Genomic DNA, 22,712 nt, shown 5'->3' on the forward strand with positions numbered 1-22,712 from the left:
GTGAAAGCTGAGGTTAACTTAAAAGCCAAAAGTTTAAAGACTTACTTTGAGAAATTTAGTCCAAAAACTTCAATTAGGACAGCTATGACTGAATATTTCCACTATTCCATTGTATTTTACCTTGATCACTACTATTATTACTGTAATTCCTCCATGCATTTCTTTGATTGTCAAAATAATTGTTTTCAACAAGTATCTTACTTTGACACCTACACCAATATTGTACAGAGCTCCTGGAGAACCAAAGTAATTATTATAAACATGAACCTTTCCATAACGTACTCGTGGCATTCTTTAATCGCAACCATTATCATACCAATTATGATGCATTGTTACATGAAGCTTCCCTGCATCAGTTGAAACATTATCTCCATTAGCTATAAGGTTTGTAAAATTATGTTCTCTTTGATTAGGGTAACGAAATCTACACCATGAAACAGTAACAAAATCTGATGCCCTCACAATATCTATAGCACCATCTGCACAATCATAAATAGTACCTCTAGTAATAAATACCTTGGTACTTCCAGAAACCTCAATACCATCACCTGTCGCTACACCATCAGGATTTGTTATATTAAGGTTTTTTATAATTACATTGTTAGTATTTTCAATTGAAATACAACCTTTAATAGTACTATCTGAATTTTTCCCTTGTATTATTTTATTTGAAGATACTCTAGTTCTGATGATCCTAACTTTATATTTCCATCAACAGTTATAATCACTAATAATCCCATCGCTTGCTTCTGCATATACACTCTGTTTATCAGACATCAATAAACCACCAACTAGCATTCAAAGCGTACCAAAGGCAATTACACCACTTACGATTTTTGTGCTTTTAAGCATAATTTAACTATCTTATATTACATAGATTTGAGTGAACTCGTTTAGCTAAAAATGCAACCAGAGAATTATCATTTTTTTTGATTAACTCTTTGCTTTTGTATTTTTTAATATGCAAACTCTCCTTCGATATCTGTTATACAATACTTTCCATCAATTTTTGTCATTACAAAAACTATACTTTTATTTTGTACAGGTACAGTAACAACACTGGAATTATCACTTCTTTGTATATCAAATTCTTTTGCGTCCAATTGAATCTCAGTTTGCCATTTATATATATCATCTAACTGGTTAATCTTTTGAAAATTCACTGATTTTTCACTTAAATTAATCTCACTCAATCTTGTTTGAACATTCTTACTTTCTCTATCTTTTTCCCAAAGCATATTTAATTTCAAAAACTGTCTAATTACAGCTCCTTCACCTTCTGGATACTCTGGAATATGAACATCTGAAGAAATATAATCAAATGATTCTCCATTCCATTTATAATACCGCAACACATTGAAATACATAACACCATAACTATGCCTATGTTGTGTATATCCATCATAAATATTATTATCACCTGATGAAGTCAATCTATCATTCCCAACTCCAGTTGGAGATGCACTATACCCAACCATTTCAATTCCATCTTCAACTATTCTATATAGTGCAAATCCTGATAAGTTAGCACCGTTAGTTACAAAAGCATTAATATATTTATGCTCAGCTCCCTTCATACTAACAAGATGAGCATCATAAACACCATATCCCCCACCCTCAATAAGACCAAGTTCATGTAATTCATCTTCAGTTTCTCTCAATACATAAATTTTTTCACTTCCATATCCAACACCAACCGATATTACTATTTCCTCATTTCCATCTAAGTTAATATCCTCTTTTATATAACCTACTACTTCCCCATCTGTATTTAAAAAATCTAAGTATCTATTATATTTTGTTTGCATATTATCAGTTTCTATAAAATCTATTTTTTCTCCATTTAGAATATAACTTTTTACTTTTCTATTTTCTTTGTCAATTAAAACTTCTATCTTTATATTATTACTTTCATCTACAAGAGAATAATTCCAAAACCCATTTGCCTGAGCAATTGGCTCAATTAAGCTTCCAATTGCTTCTTTATGTATAATTTCAGTTGGAAGTTTTACATAAAATGTAGGATATGTTTTGTTTTCTGTTAATTCCAACTTACTTATAGGTATGTTTTTATCTTCTAATACATCTTTTACTGGATGATCCCAATTAACTATATCATCAATTATAGTTATATCTGACTGCATACAACCATTGTCTTGTAATTGTGTATCGTCCACTTCAATTACATCTGATTGTGTTGAGCTATTGTCTTGTGAATTTTCTTCATTCACCTCAATCACATCTGATTGTTTTGAGCTATTATCTTGCAAACTTGCATCATTTGCCTCAATTACATCTGCTGTTGGCAATATTTTACCATTCTCTTTATCAGAGTCATTCTGACTACTGCAAGATGATAAAATCATGCATAAAACGCTACAAATAATAATTTTTTTCATTTATTTTCTCCTTGTTTTTTAGATTATTATAACATAAATTTTTAGCTTTTTTATAATTTTGTCTTATTACTTTTCACAATCATATAGTTTTCCCATGAACAGTATAGTACCTGTAGCATCTTCAGTTATAAAAAGGTTTTAACAGGAAGAATTCAGGACATTGCAGACCAAGCAATGGTTGTATTGAAAAACAATATGAAAACTCCTTCTGTTATAAATGGACTAACGCGTGAAGAGAAAAGTGAATATCCTACACTTGTTCTTAGAGAAGCGATAGTTAATACACTTGTGCATAGGAACTACAGTATAAGTGGTTCAAAAATAAGAATATTTATGTTTGAAGACAGGATAGAGTTTTATAGCCCTGGCAGACTTCCTAATACTGTAACAATACATAAAATGAAAATAGGTGTTTCCTACGCAAGGAATCCTTTTCTGGTAAAATACATGGAGAATCTTAGGTATATTGATCAATTGGGAAGAGGTATACCTATGATATTAAAAACAATGAAGGAAATTGGGGCAAAAGAACCGCTGCTCAAAGAGTCTGGCGAGGAGTTTGTTTTGACAATATACAACTGATTTGTTTTTAAATAAAAATCCCAAAAGAGACTTCTAATACTTTATTAAACAAGTCCTAAAATTTCACTAAAGTCATATAAAGATTTAAAAGCCGCAAGTTTTGATGAGCATTTTTCTAAGCCTTCTTTGTCCATAAAAAAATTATAGATTCTGATTTATTACTGCTTAGTGAACTCGTTTAGCTAAAGCTAAACATCGAAGCTTCATGTGGAGACTCAACTCCACATGAAAATTCATAAGATAAACTCTACCTTATGGAAGGTGGAGCCTTAGAACAAGATAAAAAATAAAATTGACATAAATCTTTCACATCATTTCCTGCAATACTTCTATACATTTACTTTTTTGAACTCCATCAAGTGAATTAAAAATACTAACTATACTATCAATATTAAGCTCATTTACCCTTTTCTCAATTCTATCCCTATACATATCACACTTACTTATCAAATGATCATTAATATAATAAGGAATAGCTGCTGTTTCATTTAGCCATGTCAGGCATTGATTAGAATTCCATCTATCTACTTCATCAATGTTAAATGAAAGATGGTTTTTTTCCAAAACTGAATTTAAATTATTAATCCTAATTCTTAATTCGTCAATATAGCTATCAATTATATTATCAACGCTGACTATTTCATCATATTCTTTATACTTATTCTTTAATAGTTTTGAATTCTCGAGCTTATCTGTAAGCTTTTCTAACTCATCTACCACTTCAATATCTTTTAAAACATTTTGAATTACACTACCAATTTCCTCTATGTCCTCTTTATCTATCTGCCTTAACTTCTTAGCTATTAAACTCTCAATTTTTGATAAAACTTTTTTTGCATTTTGTATACTGTTTATTTCTAATGCATCATCCTGAATTTTTATGATTGAATCTACTAATTCATCTAGCTTTTCTTGTATGTCCGCAAGTTTTTTCTCAAGTTTTTCTTTATAGGACTTTTTTTCTGCTGAGTGCAAAACCTTATTTTCCTCTAAATTACTCATTAAAGTACTAGCTTCATCTTTCCATTTTAATAAATCTTCTTGACTTGAAAATTCTGTTATGTTGGTATTGTTTAAAAAACTATTAACTCTATTTAATACAGTTTCAATCATTTTTATTTTTTTAAGATCACCTAATATATCGTCTAATCTATTATGAGTAAGAGATGCATATTCATCATACCCAATATTTCTAAGATTTTCCCTTAAAGCCTTCATCCATTTTTCAAAGGCACTAACCTGAGCTGTGCTATTACACTTTACTTTTCTTATAAAATTTTCAAAATTCTTCTCAATGAATTCTCGTGCTTTATCCACTAGCAGCTCAAACATTTTTAAATGCTTTTTGTTATATACATACTGAGAGTTTTCTTCAATTACACCACTTAAAATTTCACATTGGGAAATCACCTTTACAATATATTTGTAATCCTCTTCTTCAAACCCTTTTGATAATATTCCCTTCATTTCAGCAATAAATTTATTCGTTCTATCATGTAATCTCAAGCCTTCATTCAATATTATTTTACATCCCTCTACCTTTTCTTTAAATTCCTCTGGTACATCTTCTTCTGCCTCTAAAGCATCTAACTCACTTTTAAGCTTAGGACATTCATCTATATCTACATTTTTTTCAATTTTTGAACATATCATTTGATATCTAGATAGGTATTCACTTAAATCAACCTTAATAATGCTTGTTTCATTTAATAGTGAAAAGTCTAAGTTTTTCTCATTAAAATATTTAGACGCCCAATCAGAATTCTTTAAAACAGTTCCTGCAACTGACATCTTTAGTTCAATTCCCTTTACTGCTAAATAAACTGACAGTAATAGAGAAAAACTATAATCATTTAAACCATATGGAATTCCAATATATTTCGTATAAATACTCTTTAGATTTATTTCATTTGACTGCTCTAAAAAACTATCCATATCATCAAAAATAGCCTTTACCTTTTGGTTAGATGGATAAACTAGTTTATAATCCTTATTAACTACTCCCCAACCTGTAACTTCATTTATTAAAACTAAGTCTATTCTGTTTTTTACATCTTTATTCTGTGTTTGTATCCATTGGTAACTAAAATGAGACATTACATTTCTAGCTACATTTGCATATGTCTTTTTCGCATTTGATATATTTTTATTATTAAATCCTTCAAAAGGAAATGGTATTATTTCTGTATAAAGCTTTTTAAATATTTCATTACATAATTTACTTGGCCTTAATTCTGCTTTTTCAATGCCATTTTTGCTAATAAAAAGCCTTTTTAATGTCAATTCACTAAATTTATCTAATAAGTTTTCATCTATTTTATTCATAAATCTTGTAATAAATTTTGAAAATTTCATCTTTTCTTCTTCAGTAAACTTTTTTGAAATATTGTATTCTATAAGAACATCATACAATTCATTTTCCACATCGTCTAATAACAAAAACAATACCGGATATTTATCTAACTCATATTTATTGTATAAATCAATAAGTCTATTTACCTCTTCTAATCCATCATTTGAATTGCAATAAACGTAGAACAATCTTCCCTTCATCTTGTCAGGAGATGTCCTGTTTTTAAAATCTCTAATATAATTTTCAATAAATGTTTTATTGATACTTGCTGCAGTTAATAACTCTTGCTCATATTGCCATTCGCTTGTCCTAATATTATTTTTAACTGCAAAGTCAGTTTTTATAGGATTATCAAGACCTATTTGAGTCTTTATATCAGTATTTAATAAAATATCTAATGTGATATTTTGCAATTCTGATTTCTTTTTTCTTATAAATCTTTTAAAGTCATTAATGCCTGTAGCATCTTCAATAAAGTCATAGGTAAAATTCTTCTCATCATAACTAATCATCCCATAACTTTCTTCTAAATCTTTTAATAATTCTTCTACAGAATCACTGCTTATATTTGTAACACATTCCATTGCAAGCAGTAAGTCATTCCAGTCACTAGTTTTAAATCTGCCTAGTTTTAATATCAAAATACCTGCTAATACATCCACTTGAACATTATTAAGCTTATCCTTATATTTAATATAAATCTTATCATATAAAGAACAGTACTCGCTTTTTTGTCTGCCTTCAGTTTCTGCCAACAATAATTCTTTGAAAAAATCTCCTCTTATTATGTGGATTGGCAATATTTGTGGCAAATCTCCTAATTCTTTTATATCGCTATTCTCTGCAGCTCCAAATGTGTCCATTAAAAAATTCAAAGCTGATCTTTGCTGATACCAGTCTGATAAATGTTTTAAAAGCCACACTGTAAGTGGATTAAAAGGATATATACCCTGAAGTATAACTTTATTAAAACTATCCCAATTATTCCATATGCCTATGTTTTCAGTCTGTGATGTCCAATCTTTAAGCCTGTCAAACAATAATCTATTTTTATCAAGTACTTTGTTTTTATTAAAATATCCTTTTATAAAATAGTCAAATTTCTCTTTATCATGCTTTTCTATTAAATTTGCAAATATGGTTTCTAAATTTGATGATAAATAAATCTTTTCTCCTGCTTCATATCTTCCTATATAACGAGTTATGTTTGAAGTTTTATTTACTCTTGCCATATATGTTTTAAGGTCTGATTGAATAAATGCCACAAGTATAATATTATTATTTGTATCTTGGATTACTTCAAATATTTGCTGTAGTGCTGCATCGCCAGCCCTATTAGGATATTCTGAAGCATATTCAATATATCTTCCAAACTCATCAAACAATATAAGTATTTTATTAAACTCACCCTTATCTCCACAAAGCCTTTCAACTAATTTGCCTAACACTTCAGCTGCCGATATTCCTTCGTCCCATCTTATATAGTTTCCTGTTACTTCTTTGTATACTTCATTTACAGCTTCAAAAACTTCATCTTTATATATGTTATCAAGTAAATATTGCTTCGAATCATTTCCTGTTATGTCATATTTAGCAGCAGATTTTTTAAAACTTTCTTCAAATACATCATAGTTTCTTTCTAAAAATTGCTGTGCTACACTATATGCTTTTGTAAATTCTGAAAACATTTCATCGCCATAGCCAAAGGTCTTTAAAACTTTTTTTGCACTGTTTAAAATCTCATAATTAAGATTAAAATCATTCATACCATTTAGCATAATAACTAAATTAGGTTTATCCATTTTAGTTGCGATATCTTCGGAAATAGTATTATCTGCTACTTTAATATTATTAAGTATTTTATTTACTAGTTGGTCTTCTTTTTTAGTTGAAAACAACTTACCAAGTGTAGCAGCTAAATGAGATTTACCCGTACCATAAGGTGCTATTGTAAGTAATATAGGATTACCCTCATCATCATAGAGCTTGTCAGATATAAGTTTTGAATACGTACAAGTATCCATTAATTTATGACTTTTAAATTCTACATCATCTTCTGTTACTCCAAAAAAATCAGGCCCATGAAAAACAAAATTTTCTGAAACGTTCTTTGACTTTTCATTGTCATAATACCAGTCAGTTTGAACTGCTCCTCCAAAAACAACGTCTCTTTTTAATCTTAAAATATCATGTACCTTTGGCATAAAAGAACACCTCCTATTAAATTAGCAAAGAATAAATATTACTCAACAAATCCCCACTATTTTTATTTATAAGAACAGTTGCAGGATTTAATTGTCTATTAATATTTAATATTCCTTTCTCAGATATCTTCTCTATTACACTCATTGCCTCATCTTCATTCCACCCAAAACCTCTGTTCCACAAAATTTCATTAAACACTTCATTCACTGTAAACTCTTTTCTTTTACTATCATACTCTTCAAGCTCTTTTATAAGAGTATAGGCATAAGCATAGGCATACTGAGGGTTATATCTTAATGGTTTAAATATATAAATATTGTTATCAATATCTATAAAATTTATTGATTGCAAAGAATTATTAGTCAAATAACAACTCCTAAAAGGGGTTAAATTTAGTAACTCTACATTAAACTCCTTTTCTGTTGATTCTTTTATAAGCTTCTCACTTAAATTATTTCCATATTGAAAAACTAATTTTCTGCAAATATAAAACCATATATCTGCACCAAAAAATTTGGACGTTAAAAAATAATTACATATTTGCTTTGTTATATCTTCTAAAAAATACGGATCTTCTTCAGAAACTAATTCACCTAACTCAGTTCTTATTATTCTATATTTCCCTGATGCTTTTTCATATTCTATAAGATTCATAAAATTACTATAATAAATATGAGGTTCAACTTTACCAGAACTTTTTCCAGTAGGTATACCTGTTATATTTGATATTTCCTCTTTTGTAATTTCATCATAATTATTTGCTATTTCTATATTAATTTTTGATATATGTTGCAAATCAGGATAAAAAGTTTGGTGAAAATTAATATTTGTACTTTTTTTCAAAATATCCCACCTCAATTATTAAATCTATTTAAAAATAATCTCTTATTCCATTATTTCAATTATTTCTTCTACTTCTTCTTTTACTGTAAAAGGTGATTTTAACCTTAACAAACTTGAAGTTAGACCTGTTTTAAAAAGCATGTCACCTTTTCCTAATAATCTTTCTGCCCCTTTTGTATCTAAAATCAAATTAGAAGTGTTTGAGTCCGCAACTTTTAAAGCTACTCTTGCAGTTAAATTGTTTCTTATAGTTGTGGTTATTATGTCTGCTCTTGGAGTCTGAGTACAAATGATTAAGTGAATACCTGCTGCCCTTGCAAGCTGGGACAGACTCTTAATCGCAGACTCTAACCTCTTTTGATTATCTTTACTGTCTTCCATCATTGAAGCATATTCATCAAATACCATAACAATCCTTTTTAAACGGTTTTCAGATTCTACTTCCTTATTGAACTGCGCAATATTTTGAACTTTCTTTTCTTTAAACATCTTGTACCTATTTTTCATCTCTAAAACTAAACCCTCTAAAAGATCAAGAGCCTCTTCGACTTCAGTGGCCAATTCTTTAGTATATGGACTGTCTTGAAAATGCGTAAGCTCAACATATTTGGGATCTACCAAAAGCATATCTACTTCTTTTGGTGTATACATAGCCATAATTGATGAAAGTATACTCATTAACAATACACTTTTACCACTTCCTGTTTGTCCAGCTATTAAAAGATGAGGGGTATTAGAATCACTAAAATCTATTAAATAAGGTTCTCCTAATACATCAGCTCCTAATACAGCATAAAACTTATCTTTCAAATCTTTATATTTGATTTTATCTTTATTTATCTTTTTTAAAAGCTCTCTTAGTCCAACAATCTGCCTTTTCTCTCTCATCATATCAAGTTTTACATGTCCATCTTCTATAAATAAGTAGGGTGGCTCATTTACACTAAGCCAAATCATCATGTCTCTTGAATATTTTTCTACCTGACTAACATCAACCCCTACACCAAGCTTTAATTTAACTCTTACAATATCAGGTCCTAATATATAATCTTCAATATGAAGCTTTATTTTTCTCATTTCCAATTCGCTTTTTAGCTTATTAAGCTTTTGATCAATTAAAACCTTTTCATTATCTAAATCTTTATTGACTATTTCATTAAAAACATTAATTATTTCTTCGCTTATTATCTTATCATTATTATATGCTTTTTGAATGTCATTCTCTATATTAGTCTGATTTTGAGGTATATCCACAATATCTATATCATTGTAATTAGAGTCTTCTTTTGTGTTTTCTGCTACATTATAAGTAGGATCTTTTATTTCACCTTCTTCTTTCTCTACAACACTGTCAATATTTGTTTTTTCTAGCTTTATAGAATCATCATGCTGTTCTTGTTTATTAAATTCCCAGTTTTCTTCTATTAAAATAGTCTTTATTGAATCTATTCCAAAATATAAGTTTTTTATTTCAAAATCATCAAGTAAATAAGTTTGTTCATCAAACAATTTATCATATTGCTTGTCTAGCCAATAAGTATAAATATAGTTTTCAAATTGTATTTCAAATTGTCCTTCATTAATTAATGTAAGCTTATTTATAAATTCAATATACCTTTCCTGATCATCTATTTGGCTTTCATTATTAAAAGCTAATAATCTATATAACTGATTAAACCAAAATCTCTTTTCAACAGAATTATTATTTTTACTCCATACAGCACTTAATTTCTCATATCCTTCTATTACCTGAGATTTTGCTTTCTCCAGATGAATATCACTGTATTTTGCCAATTTACATTCTATAATTTTGGCTTTAATTAAAATATCATTTGTATCTTCTAAATTATTCCCCTCTATAGGAATCTCTAACACAAGAAAATCTGGTCTTGTACCTTGATTTTTTAAACTTTCTAATTCAAATTGATTGTCAAACAAATGACTATGAGAATCTAAACTAATCATTTTTCTAACATAATATTTATCTTTTTCAAATTTATCAACTTTTTCAAATCTAGCTGTTAAAATATATGCTAAATAATTATTTATTGCTTCATCGTCAGGATTTATTGATTTTAAAATTTCTGCACCATCAAGCGTTTTTGCATACTCAACACATAAATGTGCCGCTCTATTAAGTTCTTCTTTATTCCAATTATAAAATTTATGCCTCATTCTACTCTTTAAAAATTTTTCTAAATCCATCAAAAAACATTCATTTGAGGATATAGTTGTATTTAATTCTCCAAAATAGCCTCCTCCTGTTGAAAAAGAAATCACCTTGTTGCCTGCTAAATCTATAATCTTAGGATCAACACTTTCATCTAATGTAACCACCCATATAGATTTTTCATGTAATACTTCTAAAAGTTCTTCAGATCTTTTTGTTAAATTTACTTTTTTTATGATTCTATAACTATCATCTTTAGTGTTTTTATTTTCTAAATAGACAATAAACTGTGAATGATTAAATTCGCATATAAACTGCTTTTGGCTTATAACAACTTTTCTATTCCTTTCTTCTCTTGATGGAATAGGCAGATACACCGCAGGATACCTGTTTTCTAAACGCCTTACATCAAAATTATTCATAGGTTCTGCAAATATGTCACTTGGTTCTAATATATCTTCCATAAATGTAATGTCTGATTTAAACATGTTTTTGCTGATAAGCTCTTTAAAATTGTTATTTACACTAAAATCAATATATTTAAGATAAGTCTCTACACTTACTATATCTTCTTCGGTAAAATAGTTGTTAATCCAGTACTTAATGTAACTTTTACCATGGCTTTTAAAATCACTAGTGTATATATATAGCTTTAATTTTATTTCAAATTTGTTATGCTTTTTTATTTTTGTCACAACATCGTGAAGACCACTTACAATATTTTTATAATCTTTTGGCTGGATAAAAGCTAAACTCAAACCATCTACTTTAGATGGATAAGTATTTAAATAGTCCATTATTACTTTTGAAATATAATTTGATATTGGAGTTTTTGCTAATAATCCTTTAAGAGCATCTGGATCATTAGAAGAATCAAAGTCATACTTTATGCTTGTTGTCATGTATTCCTCTTTGCTTTGTCCATATAAAGAATAAAATCCATAGGTATTTTTGCAACCTGTAAATTTGTTTTCCCTTCCAACTAATACAGCTAGAGCAGAAGTAATTGTTGCTAATTGATCATATCTTTCATACTTACTCTTTATTCTAATTTCTTTTATGTCATCTATATTTAATACATCATTAAACAATTCGGCAAATCCGCCTGACAAAAACATATACCTATCCACAATCTTTTCCATCATAACTGGATGATAAGGAGGTACCATAGCTCCTACAATGCTCTTTGAATAGTAATCGGTATTATTTAATATTAAAAATGCCTTAGATAAATAATTGACATTTTCCATGTTTATAGATCCATTCTTGATTTGTTCAATGATAGCCTCACATAATTGACTATATTTAGTTAAGAATTCTGGTATAGTTGCCTTTTCACCTATAAAAGCATTAAATAACCCTTTATCATATATGCTTTCAATGACATTTTTAAAATTTTTCCCTATAATTATAAGCTTTCCAAATATATCATTTTTAGGTGATATGTCATTTAATATATCCTTTAATATATTATTATAGCTAATATCTATGTCTTTATTTATTTGAATAAACTCTTCTTGATTAACTGTATCTAAAATATCATTTATTTTTTCACTAAAACCAACAGGAATAAAAGCTTCTGTTTCTTTTAACTCTAAAATTTTATTGCTTACAAAATTAAAAGAACTAATCCAATAATCAGTATCAAATATTTGCCACTCATATTCATATTCTATTGGTTTGTCATCACAGTCTTCAGTAAAGTAAAATTCATAAATTAAGTTTATTTTTGATTTAGACTCAGACTCAGTTGCACTTTTTAAAATACCTTCATCTATTAGCTTTTTAATATCACTTACTGAAAAAGGATAGTAATATAATTTATCTTTACTATCATCTTCTTCTGCTAAAATCTCTATTTCAATAGTATCTCCTTCTTTATTAGCTAAATTCTGAAGGTTTATTAGATTTTCTATGCCACCTAAAAATCTACACATGTTTGTCCACTTATCAAACAATTCATCATTACCTTTTGACTTTGTATTAGAGAGTCGAATATTTGATACTTTGATTATAATTTTTCTTAACGTGTTTTTTTCATCATCATTTAAAGATGCCATCTCAATTAAAATAGGCAAAAATAATGCCTTGACAGGATCTCCTTCAGTTTTAGGTACTGTTGTTGATGGTGTTTTTTTTGGATTTACAATTTTTATATTTAGCATATTATTAACTTCTTTAAAATCACATGCAAAAAGCTTCTCTTTAACCTGATCAATCCTAATACCCTTAATATAATCAAGTAAATCAGTTTTAAAATCATTTAAATTTCTATATCCAGGAAACTTTTGCGAAAATTCTACTTCTAAATCATCCTTATATGTTGTATAATAAGCATCTATATCTTCACTTAATTTTCCGATTTTTTTATCCGTTTGAAATTTATCTAAGCCTACTCTTCTACTAAACTTAAAAGCCTTTTCTAATAAATCAATTTTCTTATATATAATAACACTTTGATTTTTTACAGCAAGAAAGATACTGTTTATATTTGGGATATTCCACCAATCATATAGGTTTTCAAATATATACTTCACTAATTCATTAAAGTTCTTTACATCATCACACTCTTCTATAAATCCACTTAACTTTAACAAATCTTTTTGTGCATAGTTGAAAATATTTCTATATATATTATCAATTCCCTCAAACTCTTCTTCTGTAAAATCTATATCAGATTTTTTAAATAGACTTGAATATTCATTTCCAATATATGTTTCAATTGTATCTGGGCTAATTGTATAAAAATCTTCTAGCCCCCCTCTATCTTCAACTAACTCTGTTCCCATCAAGAATATAATTGCCTTATCTTTTTTTTCATTAAAAGCATAGTTTCTCCATCTTGTAAGATGCTGCTCTTTTTCTAAAAAGCCCATTTCATCTAACTTTTCTAAAAAGGAATTATACTCCTGGTTATCTTGCCAAAATTCATATTTTTCCTTTGACAGCTTAGCAATAAATTCAATTTCTCGCTCTTCTAAATAACTTTTAAAATACCTACATATTTCAAGATATATATATGGATTTGTAAAATTTTCAAACTTAATCATTATATAATTATTTAGCTCATCAACTTCTTTTTCTAATACTTCTTTTAATAATTTCAAATATGGTTTCATGTATTAACTCCTCCTACCTTATCATATGGATTTTCAACAATTGACGTTGCATCAGATAACTCTCTTAAAAACCCATTCTTTCGTAGCAAAGTCTGAAACTCAACTAAATTATTTTGAAGGTACGAAACATCACTTGTATCATTAAGTTCATTACTGTATCCTCTAGATCCAATTATAATTCCATAATGCTCATACAACTTTTTTAAAAACAAATCAATAGTTATTTTACTTTCAGGTGGAACTATTGATAAGACTATAAATCTAATAAGACTGTCCGTTAGTGTCATTCTCATGTTATCTCCTGATAAAGGAATAATCAAACCTATTTCTTTTCCTAGTTTTCGAAGAAGTTTATGAGAGTCAACATGAGCCTTCTTTAATAAAGATAGATGACTTCTTTCTTTGGTTGTTCTTCTTTTTACATTGTCAGAAAACATCTTTTCTTTATTCTCTAGCATTTGTGCTACAGCAATTTCCATATTTTCTTCAATTTCTTTATATTTTCTCACTGCAAGTTTCTTTATCTTTTTATCATAAACATTTTGAGATGGTATATGAATAAGCCATGTTGGATTAATGCCTTTTTTGCCTTTTGCAATACTTGCAGCTACTTCTGTCATCATTCTTAATAGTTGAAATACAATTCCAATTGACAGTAAATCTAACTTTTCAAACTCACTCGTGTCAGAAAGTAAAATATTATTTAGCTCTTTAACAGTATATGCTGATCTTCTTTCATATTCCTCAGGAATCCACTTACATTCTTTTATTTTATCAAAATTAATCTCAGTATTGGTACTTTCATTTAAATAATCACTCCATGTATTTAAAATCCAATTTGACAAAATAGAAAACTGAGGAAAAGAATTAATTAAATCTGTTAAGTTGTTTTCTATGCTCTCTTTATATTTTGTTTCTTTTAATTTATCAAACCCTTGAAGCAAGTGTAAAAAATATACTTCTCCACCTCTTGCTAAAAAGTTATGCTCATTAAACTCAAATTTTGTATCAACATTTAAATCAACTTCATCTTCTTTTTTATAGAAGTCTAAATTACTTCTATCCGCTTTTTTTCCCATAGCTTCTGGAAAAATAGTTTGTTCGCATATAGGAAGTAACGACTGGGCAAACCAACCTCTATTTTTTGTAACTGCTGAAAAACCATAAAATAAATCCTGTATAATGCTTATAACTTCAGATTTGTCAAAATGCTCAGTATCCACATTGTTTTCTAATAGATTTCTTAATTTTTTATATGCATCTCTATCTGCTTTGTATTTGTTTTCATTTTTACTGTTTTCAAAAAAAACAAACCTTTTTAAACCTATATTAGGCATTATACGATATTTAATTGGTTTATCTATTGATTCATCTATTTTTTTTAATCCTTTTTCATTAATCTTTTCTCCCATTCCAATGAATACCAATAGGAATTCTAACAAATATTCAGGGACAGTCTGATCTGAAGTAATTCTTCTACCATAAGTTTGTATCTGCAAATTTTCTGTCTCAGGCTCCCTCTCAAATTGAATATCAGGAAAAATATCAATCTTTTTCATAATGTCCCTCCTTTATATGTTAGCATGTAAGGTGTTTTCTTCTACAGCTAAAATTATTTTGTCAATCTTATTTTTTCTTATAACTAATAGCTTAATCTCTTCATCACTATTATATCTATAGTGTCTAATTAAATTTGTTTTTAACTTCATAAGACCAAATGTAAAACTTGGATTTAGACTTGTAAAAATAGCACCTTCTCTTATTTTATTGAAATAGTCTAAAGTTTGAAGGTCTAGTTTATACAAAGGCACATTGCTTCCAAACTTAATAAATGTTTCATATGACTTACCTGATTCAGTAATCATATCAGGTATTTGTTTTTGCAATATGTCAATGTCTGTTTTGCTTAACTCTCCTAATATTAACTGAACATTTTGAGTATCGTCATAATTTTTCTTTAATGTAAGATATAGTTTGTCACTATCTATAGGATGTATCCCTAAGTAAATCTTATAAAGGGCTTCAAAAATGATATCCTTTAGTTTAGCTTTTATATTGTAGTTTAAAGATTTCTTTTTCTTAAGATCAAAATACATATTAAATGTATCTGAAAATACCTGGCTAATTAGAAATTCAAATTCCTCTTCTAAGTTACTAAGTAGTATATAAAACCGTCTAAAAGATCTTCTTAACTTGACTGAACCTTCATTTTCAATACTTAAAGCTTCTATATTATTTTTAAGTGTAGTTTCTAATAGATCCTGTGTTTCATTATCAAATATATCAAATTCTTCTTTTACAAAAAGATTATAATCCTCTACTAAAGCAATTTCATCTAAATTAAGCTTTCTTAGTTCTCTTATTGCCTTAATGTTATTACTGTTTTTTATGAATTTGTATCCCTTATATCCAAAAAACAAATTTGAAAAAGCATAATCAAAAATTCCCTCTCTACTATTTTCAAATTTAGAATGAACTTCATTACAGTTTAGATTTCCTGTTATAGAAAAAGATATGTGGGATAACATCTGACGTATTGTAAGTCTAGATTGATTTTCAAAAAACCATAGATATAACCTCTCAATAAATGATATAATTCGATCTCTATTTTTATCCATTGTTTTATAATTAAAATAAATAGGACAGTATTCTTTTACATTACATTCTTGACACTTTTCCCAAAGTTCCTCATTTAGTATTTTTTCAATAATTTCTTTGACAAAGTATGTGTTTTCTATTTGTGCCATATTTATAATTCTAAATTTACAATCCTCACCTTTTATATCTATACTTCCAAAATCATCATCTGATTTATCTAATAAATCTAATATTTTCATTTCAAAATTATCAATCTCTTCTTCGTCTTTGTTATTATCTTTTAATATTCTTTTAAAAGTGTTGATTAAAGGACCTGTATTTGAAATCAAAATAGATGAGAAGTTTTTTGAGGGAGCTAATAAAAATTCTTCTAATACAATACCTTGAACTTCACTGCTTAACTCACTCATATCTTTTACATAAAATAATCTGTCATTAACATATTCTCTTTCTTTTAAAGGTTTTTTAACGTCAAAATAACCTAATTGGTTAAGTATTTGCACAAGGACACTTGTTTTGCCGTCACCAGCATGTCCTGTTAGAATTACAGCAGATGGCTTATCGTCAAATAACAACTGATATATATATTCTCCAAGTCTTCTATCTATTCGTATTTTGTCATAGTACTCCGTCAATATTTGTGATTCTGCTAATGCATTCTCACTACTACTATTTGCATTATTCATTGAATTTAAGTAGTAAACAAAACTATTTATTGTGCTCATGGCTATCCCCCAGTTAATTTGTTTTAATACTTATAAACTTCAACTATCTATGTATATTTATTAATTACTTTTAAATTTAACTATAACAGATTTGCTCTATTATATTATTTAGCTTTATTATGTCATTATTGTCATTAAAATATCCTAAACTAAACCTTACTGTTCCCCCAGGACTAGTTCCCATAAATTTGTGTGCTTCAGGAGCACAATGAAGGCCTGTACGAACTGCAATATTATTTTGGCTTAATACTTGTCCGATACTACCACTTTGATAATCTTCAAATGTACAGGATAGTATCCCAAGTTGTTTATCCTTTGATGCAGAAGAAAAAACAGTAATATTAGGATATTGCTCAAAAACACTTAACATATCATAAAAAAGCTTTTTCTCTTTATTTTCTATATTAACCCTTCCTATATTATCTATCCAATCAAGGGATGCATTTAGCCCTGCAATAGCATAAGTATTTTGACTTCCCACTTCAAATTTTTGTGGAATCTCAATGGGAAGCTCCATATTTGCAGAATCCACTCCTGTACCACCATACATTAATGGCTTTAAATTGCTTTTATTGCTAACAGTAAATCCTGCTATCCCAAGTGGTCCATACAAAGTTTTGTGACCTGCAAAAATAATGTGATCTGCACGCAGTTTGTTAAAATTTATGTTTAATAGTCCTGCCGTTTGAGCACAATCTACAACTACATATGCATCATATTCTTTTGCTAATGATGCTATTTCTTCAATAGGTACAACTAAACCACATACATTGCTTGCATGTGTCATTACAACTAAATCAGGCTTATTATCTTGAAACTGATACTTAATGTTTTCTAAATCAAAAGATAATGAGACCTTATTATTTTTTACTTCTTTTTCTGTTTTTATATAGTTAATATTAATGTTTTTTATCTGGTGCAACACTCTTAATACAGCATTATGCTCAAAATGTGTAATGTACACATTTTTTATTTTACTCCAGTCAATACCCTGTAATATAATATTAATAGCCTCTGTAGCAGATGATGTAAACACAACTTCCTGATGAGGTAAACAATTAAAAAGTTTTTTAAGTTTTTCTCTAGTGTCTGTAATCACCTTGCTAACTTGCACAGTTTGAGGATATTGACCACGCCCAGCACTAAATCCATAATTTCTGTAGAAATTATCCATAGTGCAGTATACTATATCAGGTTTTGGATAAGTTGTTGCAGCATTGTCAAAATATATCAAGGTAAAACCTCTATTCTTTGTTAAATAATAAAAACCCTTTAGAATAATATAACATTATATCTAAAAGGTTTCAAGAATTATGTAAGCTTTTTTATCATCTTCTTCTATAAATATGCTCAAATTTTTACCCATATGATTTAAATATTTTTATTTCTTCATCAGTAAGGTTACTCGCTAGATGAATATTTTTAAAATTCAAACCATATTCTTTTTTATAACTAATCTAAACTATGTTTTTGAACGAAATTTATAATAGAACCTATTGTTTTGTGTTCAGATGTATTTATATATTTTGGGGGGAAATTAAATTTTTCTTCAATCAACGAAAATATAATTGCCTGCTTTACAGTGTCTATACCTAAATCAATTTCCATTTCCATTTCTTCCCCAAGCATTTCTTTAGGGTATTTTGTAACCTCAGATATTACATTTAGCACTTCATTTTCAACCTCTTTTAAATTTTTATTAGTTTCATTAGTTTCTTGAACGAAATTTATAATAGAACCTATTGTTTTGTGTTCAGATGTATTTATATATTTTAGGGGGCATTTAAATTTTTCTTCAATCAACGAAAATATAATTGCCTGCTTTACAGAGTCTATACCTAAATCAGTTTCCATTTCCATTTCTTCCCCAAGCATTTCTTTAGGGTATTTTGTAACCTCAGATATTACATTTAGCACTTCATTTTCAACCTCTCTTCCAATGGTCACAGCAAAGCGTTCAACTACAGAGTCTATAACTTTTTTTCCTTCTAAATCAAATAGACTTTTATTCGTTTTAACCTGAAGTTTTTGTATATAATTTAAAAAGCTATTGTATTGCCTTGAGTTATTACGTAAGATTTTTTTATTTTCAAATTTATTACAGCATTTTCTACTTTTATTATCAAGGGTACGCTTAGACCTTTCTTTTGCCTTTTCATACTTTTTAGTTGTATCTATGTAGTTTTGTGAAATTTTCAAAAGTAATGAATCAATCTTTTCTATTTTTTCACAATTTTTAGTAAAAGGTATAGTGCAATTATGAAATCTAGAATCAATTTCTTTAAATAATTCATCCCCAGCAAGTATTGTTAAGCGCTTTTCTTTATTGAGATTATCTAAACGGTCGTTAGAAATAAATGACTCCCAGTAATCAACTTGATTTAATGTCTTATTGTTCAGTCTATCCCAATATCTCTTAGTCATTATAACTAAAAACTTATAATTTGAACTAATACATTTACTTATCCAATTCTCCAATCCTTTTTCATCACTATATTCATTGAATTGATCTATATCAGCCTCAATACCTAAGTCTCTTAATTTTTGAGTTAAGTTAAACGCAAAGTTATATTCTTTTTCAGTATCATAACATGAAGATACAATAACTTTCGGGTAAGCCTTGCAGCTAACCCCATAATTGTCAGATATTTTGCTAGCCTTATTATTAACATATTCAAAAATTTTATCATCCCAATCAAAAGATTCTACAACATTATTGAAACACTCACATTCTGTTTTAATTTCGGGAATAGCAATATTATGATTCTTCAAACATTCCGTTGCTTCACTAATATTTTTAGATATATTGTGTCTAACACATTTAATAAGTGCATTGCAGAAATCTGAATTTCCTGGTGGTATCCTAAAATGAATTATTATATTTGAGTTTTGTATTTTAATTTCTTTTACATAATAGTGAGATAAAGGGTGATATTTGTCTTTTACGATTTCTACATTTGTTTTACACCAATTCTCATTAATCGTATTATTCATTAAATGTACATTTCTTTTAAACCAATTCACATTAACCCTTTTATAGTCACAATCTAAAGAATCTCCAATTCTTAGAATGTATAGTAATAACTTAAGGTCAGTAGGTACTCTTTGATTTTCGAATGCATTTTTGAAAGTATCCTCATTCACACAATGGTATCGTGCTAATTTTGCAGCATTTTCAAAAAAGTCTCGGTATTCATCGGGTATTTCTAAAGAGAGTTGTTTATTAAGTATTCGATTTTTATCAAGAAGAGCAGTTATCAAATCAGAACTTAATTCTCCATGTTTAAGTCTAATATTTTCTAGCGTTTTTTCATTAAAATATTGAGGTCGCTCACCCTTTGAAATGAATTCTTCTATCTTATCTGAATTCATACCTATATCGTGTAGATAAATAGCCAAAAGCAAAATCATAGCTTCTTCTTGACTCCAATGCCTGTCAGTAAACAACTTGTCTAATCGAGCTTCAATTCTCTCTGAATGCTCTAGCCCATGTATGTTATAATGGGGATATCTTTCGTCTTTTCCCCATAATTCACGACAAAAAGGAATTACTTTGTTTTGTAAATATTCTCTATGATCATCATCTAAAAAATCTCTAAGTTTTGCCATTATTGCCTCCCCCAAATATAAATATAGTTAGACTTATATACAAATTATGTTACTATATGTGATACGAGTTTTCAAGAAAAAAATTGCAAACTTCTATCTTCTCACTATTTTGATTAAAATTTTAAACCATATGATTCTAATATTTTTATTTCTTCATCAGTAAGCTTACTCTCGGGATGAAGGTTTGCAAAATTGCAACCATATAAGTAAAGACCGGGAACATTTTTAAATTCTGCTATACAATCACCAGAATCAACCCTCCATATCCTTATACTTCCATCATGTGATCCAGACAGAATTTTTTCACCGTCTTCTGAATATACTGCACACATTACCCAATTAGTGTGACCTGTGTAGGTATGAATACAGTTTCCTGTTTCTACACTCCACTCCTTTATAGTATTATCAATGGAAGCAGATAAGATTTTTTGGTCATCTTTCGAATATACTGCACTATTTACTATTCCTTTATGACCTTTGTAAGTTTTAATACAATCTCCTGTATCTACACTCCATTCCTTTATGGTACCATCATCTGAAGCAGATAGAATTTTTTTACCAAATCCTGAATAAACTGCACTTTTCACCCATCGCGTATGACCATTATAGGTTCTGATACACCTTCCTGTTTCTACTCTCCATTCTTTTATTGTATGATCGGCAGAAGCAGATAGTATTTTTTCGCCATCATCGGAATACACTGCGTGTGATACGTAACTTAAGTGATCTTCATATGTCTTTATACATTTGCCACTTTCAACATCCCACTCTTTTATTGTGTTATCATAGGAAGCAGAAAGAATTTTTTTCTCATCGTTTGAATATACTGCGTTTGTTACCCATTTAGTATGACCTTCATAAGTTTTAATACATTCTCCTGTTTCTACATCCCACTCCTTTATTGTTTTATCCTTTGATGCCGATAGTATTTTTTTGCCATATTTCGAATATACAGCACTTCTCAGCCAATTCAAGTGTCCTATGTAAACTTTATCACATTTTTCTGTTTTTATGTTCAATTCTTTAATAGTATTATCATCTGAAGTAAAAAGTATCTTATTACCATCTAGCGAATATACCGCACTTTCAACTCTCCTTGTGTTACCGTTATAAGTTTTGATACATTCAGCTGTATCTACAAACCATTCCTTTACAGTCTGATCACCTGAGACAGATAGTATTTTTTTGCCGTCTTTTGAGTACACCCCACTAGCTACTGTATGCAAGTGACCTATGTAGGTTTTTATACACTCTTCTGTATCTACGAGCCATTCCTTTATAGTATGGTCAGATGAAGCTGAAAGTATTTTTTTCCCATCTTCTGAATACACTGCACTATGTACAAAATCAGTGTGACCCTTATATGTTTTAATGCATTCAGATGTATCTATTCTCCACTCTTTTATTGTGTGATCATAAGAGGCTGAAAGTATTTTTTTGCCACATATTGAATACACTGCACTTAATACAATATGTGAGTGACCTCTGTATTCTTTAATGCATTCTCCAGTATCTATTAGACATTCCTTTATTATATTGTCATATGAAGTATAAAGAAGTCTTTTCCCATCATCTGAATAAGCAATTGTTTTATAATCTCGAGGATGACCTGTATAGATTTTAAATATATACGAAAAAAACTCATCAGTTTCTGTTTCATAGCTTTTCACCTCATATTCCTTAATGTATCTTTCTTCACCTACATACCATTCTTTTATAGTATTATCCGATGAAATAGACAAAATTTTTCTGCCATCTTTTGAGTACACAGCTCTATTTACCCAGTCAGTATGACCAGTATAGGTTTTAATACATCCACCAGTATCTACACACCATTCTTTTATTGTATTGTCAGATGAAGCAGTAAGTATTTTTTTCCCATCTATCGAATACACTGCACTATTCACATATAAAGTGTGACCAGTATATGTCTTGATACATTCACCTGTATTTACACTCCATTCTTTTATAGTATTGTCAGATGAAGCAGTAAGTATTTTTTTCCCATCTTCTGAATACACTCCAGTATGTATGTCATCTAAATGACCTTGTGGAAATATGCTTTTTCTTGTAATAAGTGACCCTGAAAAATCTGTTGATAGGTTTTCT

General features: G+C 28.7%; 12 protein-coding genes. 1 reads left to right on the forward strand and 11 read right to left on the reverse strand.

Annotation, left to right across the window (positions count from 1 at the left end):
- Nucleotides 1–69: 69 nt before the first annotated feature.
- The 3 genes from RBH29_RS11685 to RBH29_RS11695 all read right to left on the reverse strand — a co-directional run bounded on the left by RBH29_RS11685 (nt 70) and on the right by RBH29_RS11695 (nt 2,399).
- The gene (locus RBH29_RS11685) at nt 70–291 is read right to left on the reverse strand and encodes a hypothetical protein (protein WP_306697011.1); all 222 of its coding nucleotides are present in this window, start codon (nt 289–291) and stop codon (nt 70–72) included.
- Between the two features lie 3 nt (nt 292–294).
- Entirely contained in the window at nt 295–693 is a 399-nt protein-coding gene (locus RBH29_RS11690) for a pectate lyase family protein (RefSeq protein WP_306697029.1), read from the reverse strand.
- A 263-nt stretch (nt 694–956) separates the two neighbouring features.
- Nucleotides 957–2,399: a hypothetical protein gene (locus tag RBH29_RS11695; RefSeq protein WP_306697012.1), complete on the reverse strand. Its 1,443-nt coding sequence runs from the start codon at nt 2,397–2,399 to the stop codon at nt 957–959.
- 174 nt (nt 2,400–2,573) lie between these two features.
- On the opposite strand from RBH29_RS11695, the gene RBH29_RS11700 reads away from it, so the two are divergent.
- A complete protein-coding gene (locus RBH29_RS11700; protein ID WP_306697013.1) occupies nt 2,574–2,981 on the forward strand; it encodes an ATP-binding protein in 408 nt (135 codons plus the stop codon).
- Between the two features lie 306 nt (nt 2,982–3,287).
- Here RBH29_RS11700 and RBH29_RS11705 read toward each other — a convergent pair whose 3' ends face one another.
- The 8 genes from RBH29_RS11705 to RBH29_RS11740 form a co-directional block, all read right to left on the reverse strand.
- Complete coding sequence (locus tag RBH29_RS11705) at nt 3,288–7,538, reverse strand: hypothetical protein (RefSeq protein ID WP_306697015.1); 4,251 nt, start codon at nt 7,536–7,538, stop codon at nt 3,288–3,290.
- A gap of 16 nt (nt 7,539–7,554) precedes the next feature.
- Complete coding sequence (locus RBH29_RS11710) at nt 7,555–8,382, reverse strand: hypothetical protein (protein ID WP_306697016.1); 828 nt, start codon at nt 8,380–8,382, stop codon at nt 7,555–7,557.
- A gap of 42 nt (nt 8,383–8,424) precedes the next feature.
- On the reverse strand, nt 8,425–13,671 hold the full coding sequence (locus tag RBH29_RS11715) for a DNA translocase FtsK (protein WP_306697017.1): 5,247 nt from the start codon (nt 13,669–13,671) through the stop codon (nt 8,425–8,427).
- A complete protein-coding gene (locus tag RBH29_RS11720; protein WP_306697019.1) occupies nt 13,668–15,230 on the reverse strand; it encodes a hypothetical protein in 1,563 nt (520 codons plus the stop codon). Before RBH29_RS11720 ends, RBH29_RS11715 begins: the two co-directional genes overlap by 4 nt.
- A 12-nt stretch (nt 15,231–15,242) precedes the next feature.
- Nucleotides 15,243–16,994, reverse strand: coding sequence for a hypothetical protein (locus RBH29_RS11725; RefSeq protein ID WP_306697020.1), 1,752 nt, complete (start codon nt 16,992–16,994; stop codon nt 15,243–15,245).
- Between the two features lie 76 nt (nt 16,995–17,070).
- Complete coding sequence (locus RBH29_RS11730; protein WP_306697021.1) at nt 17,071–18,228, reverse strand: aminotransferase class V-fold PLP-dependent enzyme; 1,158 nt, start codon at nt 18,226–18,228, stop codon at nt 17,071–17,073.
- Nucleotides 18,229–18,446: 218 nt separating this feature from the next.
- Complete coding sequence (locus RBH29_RS11735; RefSeq protein WP_306697022.1) at nt 18,447–20,603, reverse strand: HD domain-containing protein; 2,157 nt, start codon at nt 20,601–20,603, stop codon at nt 18,447–18,449.
- Between the two features lie 113 nt (nt 20,604–20,716).
- Nucleotides 20,717–22,712 (reverse strand): WD40 repeat domain-containing protein (locus RBH29_RS11740; RefSeq protein ID WP_306697023.1); only part of this gene is annotated, 1,996 nt, incomplete at its 5' end.

Origin of the sequence: Herbivorax alkaliphila, assembly GCF_030848475.1 — a bacterium.
Taxonomy (GTDB): Bacteria; Bacillota; Clostridia; order Acetivibrionales; family Acetivibrionaceae; genus Herbivorax.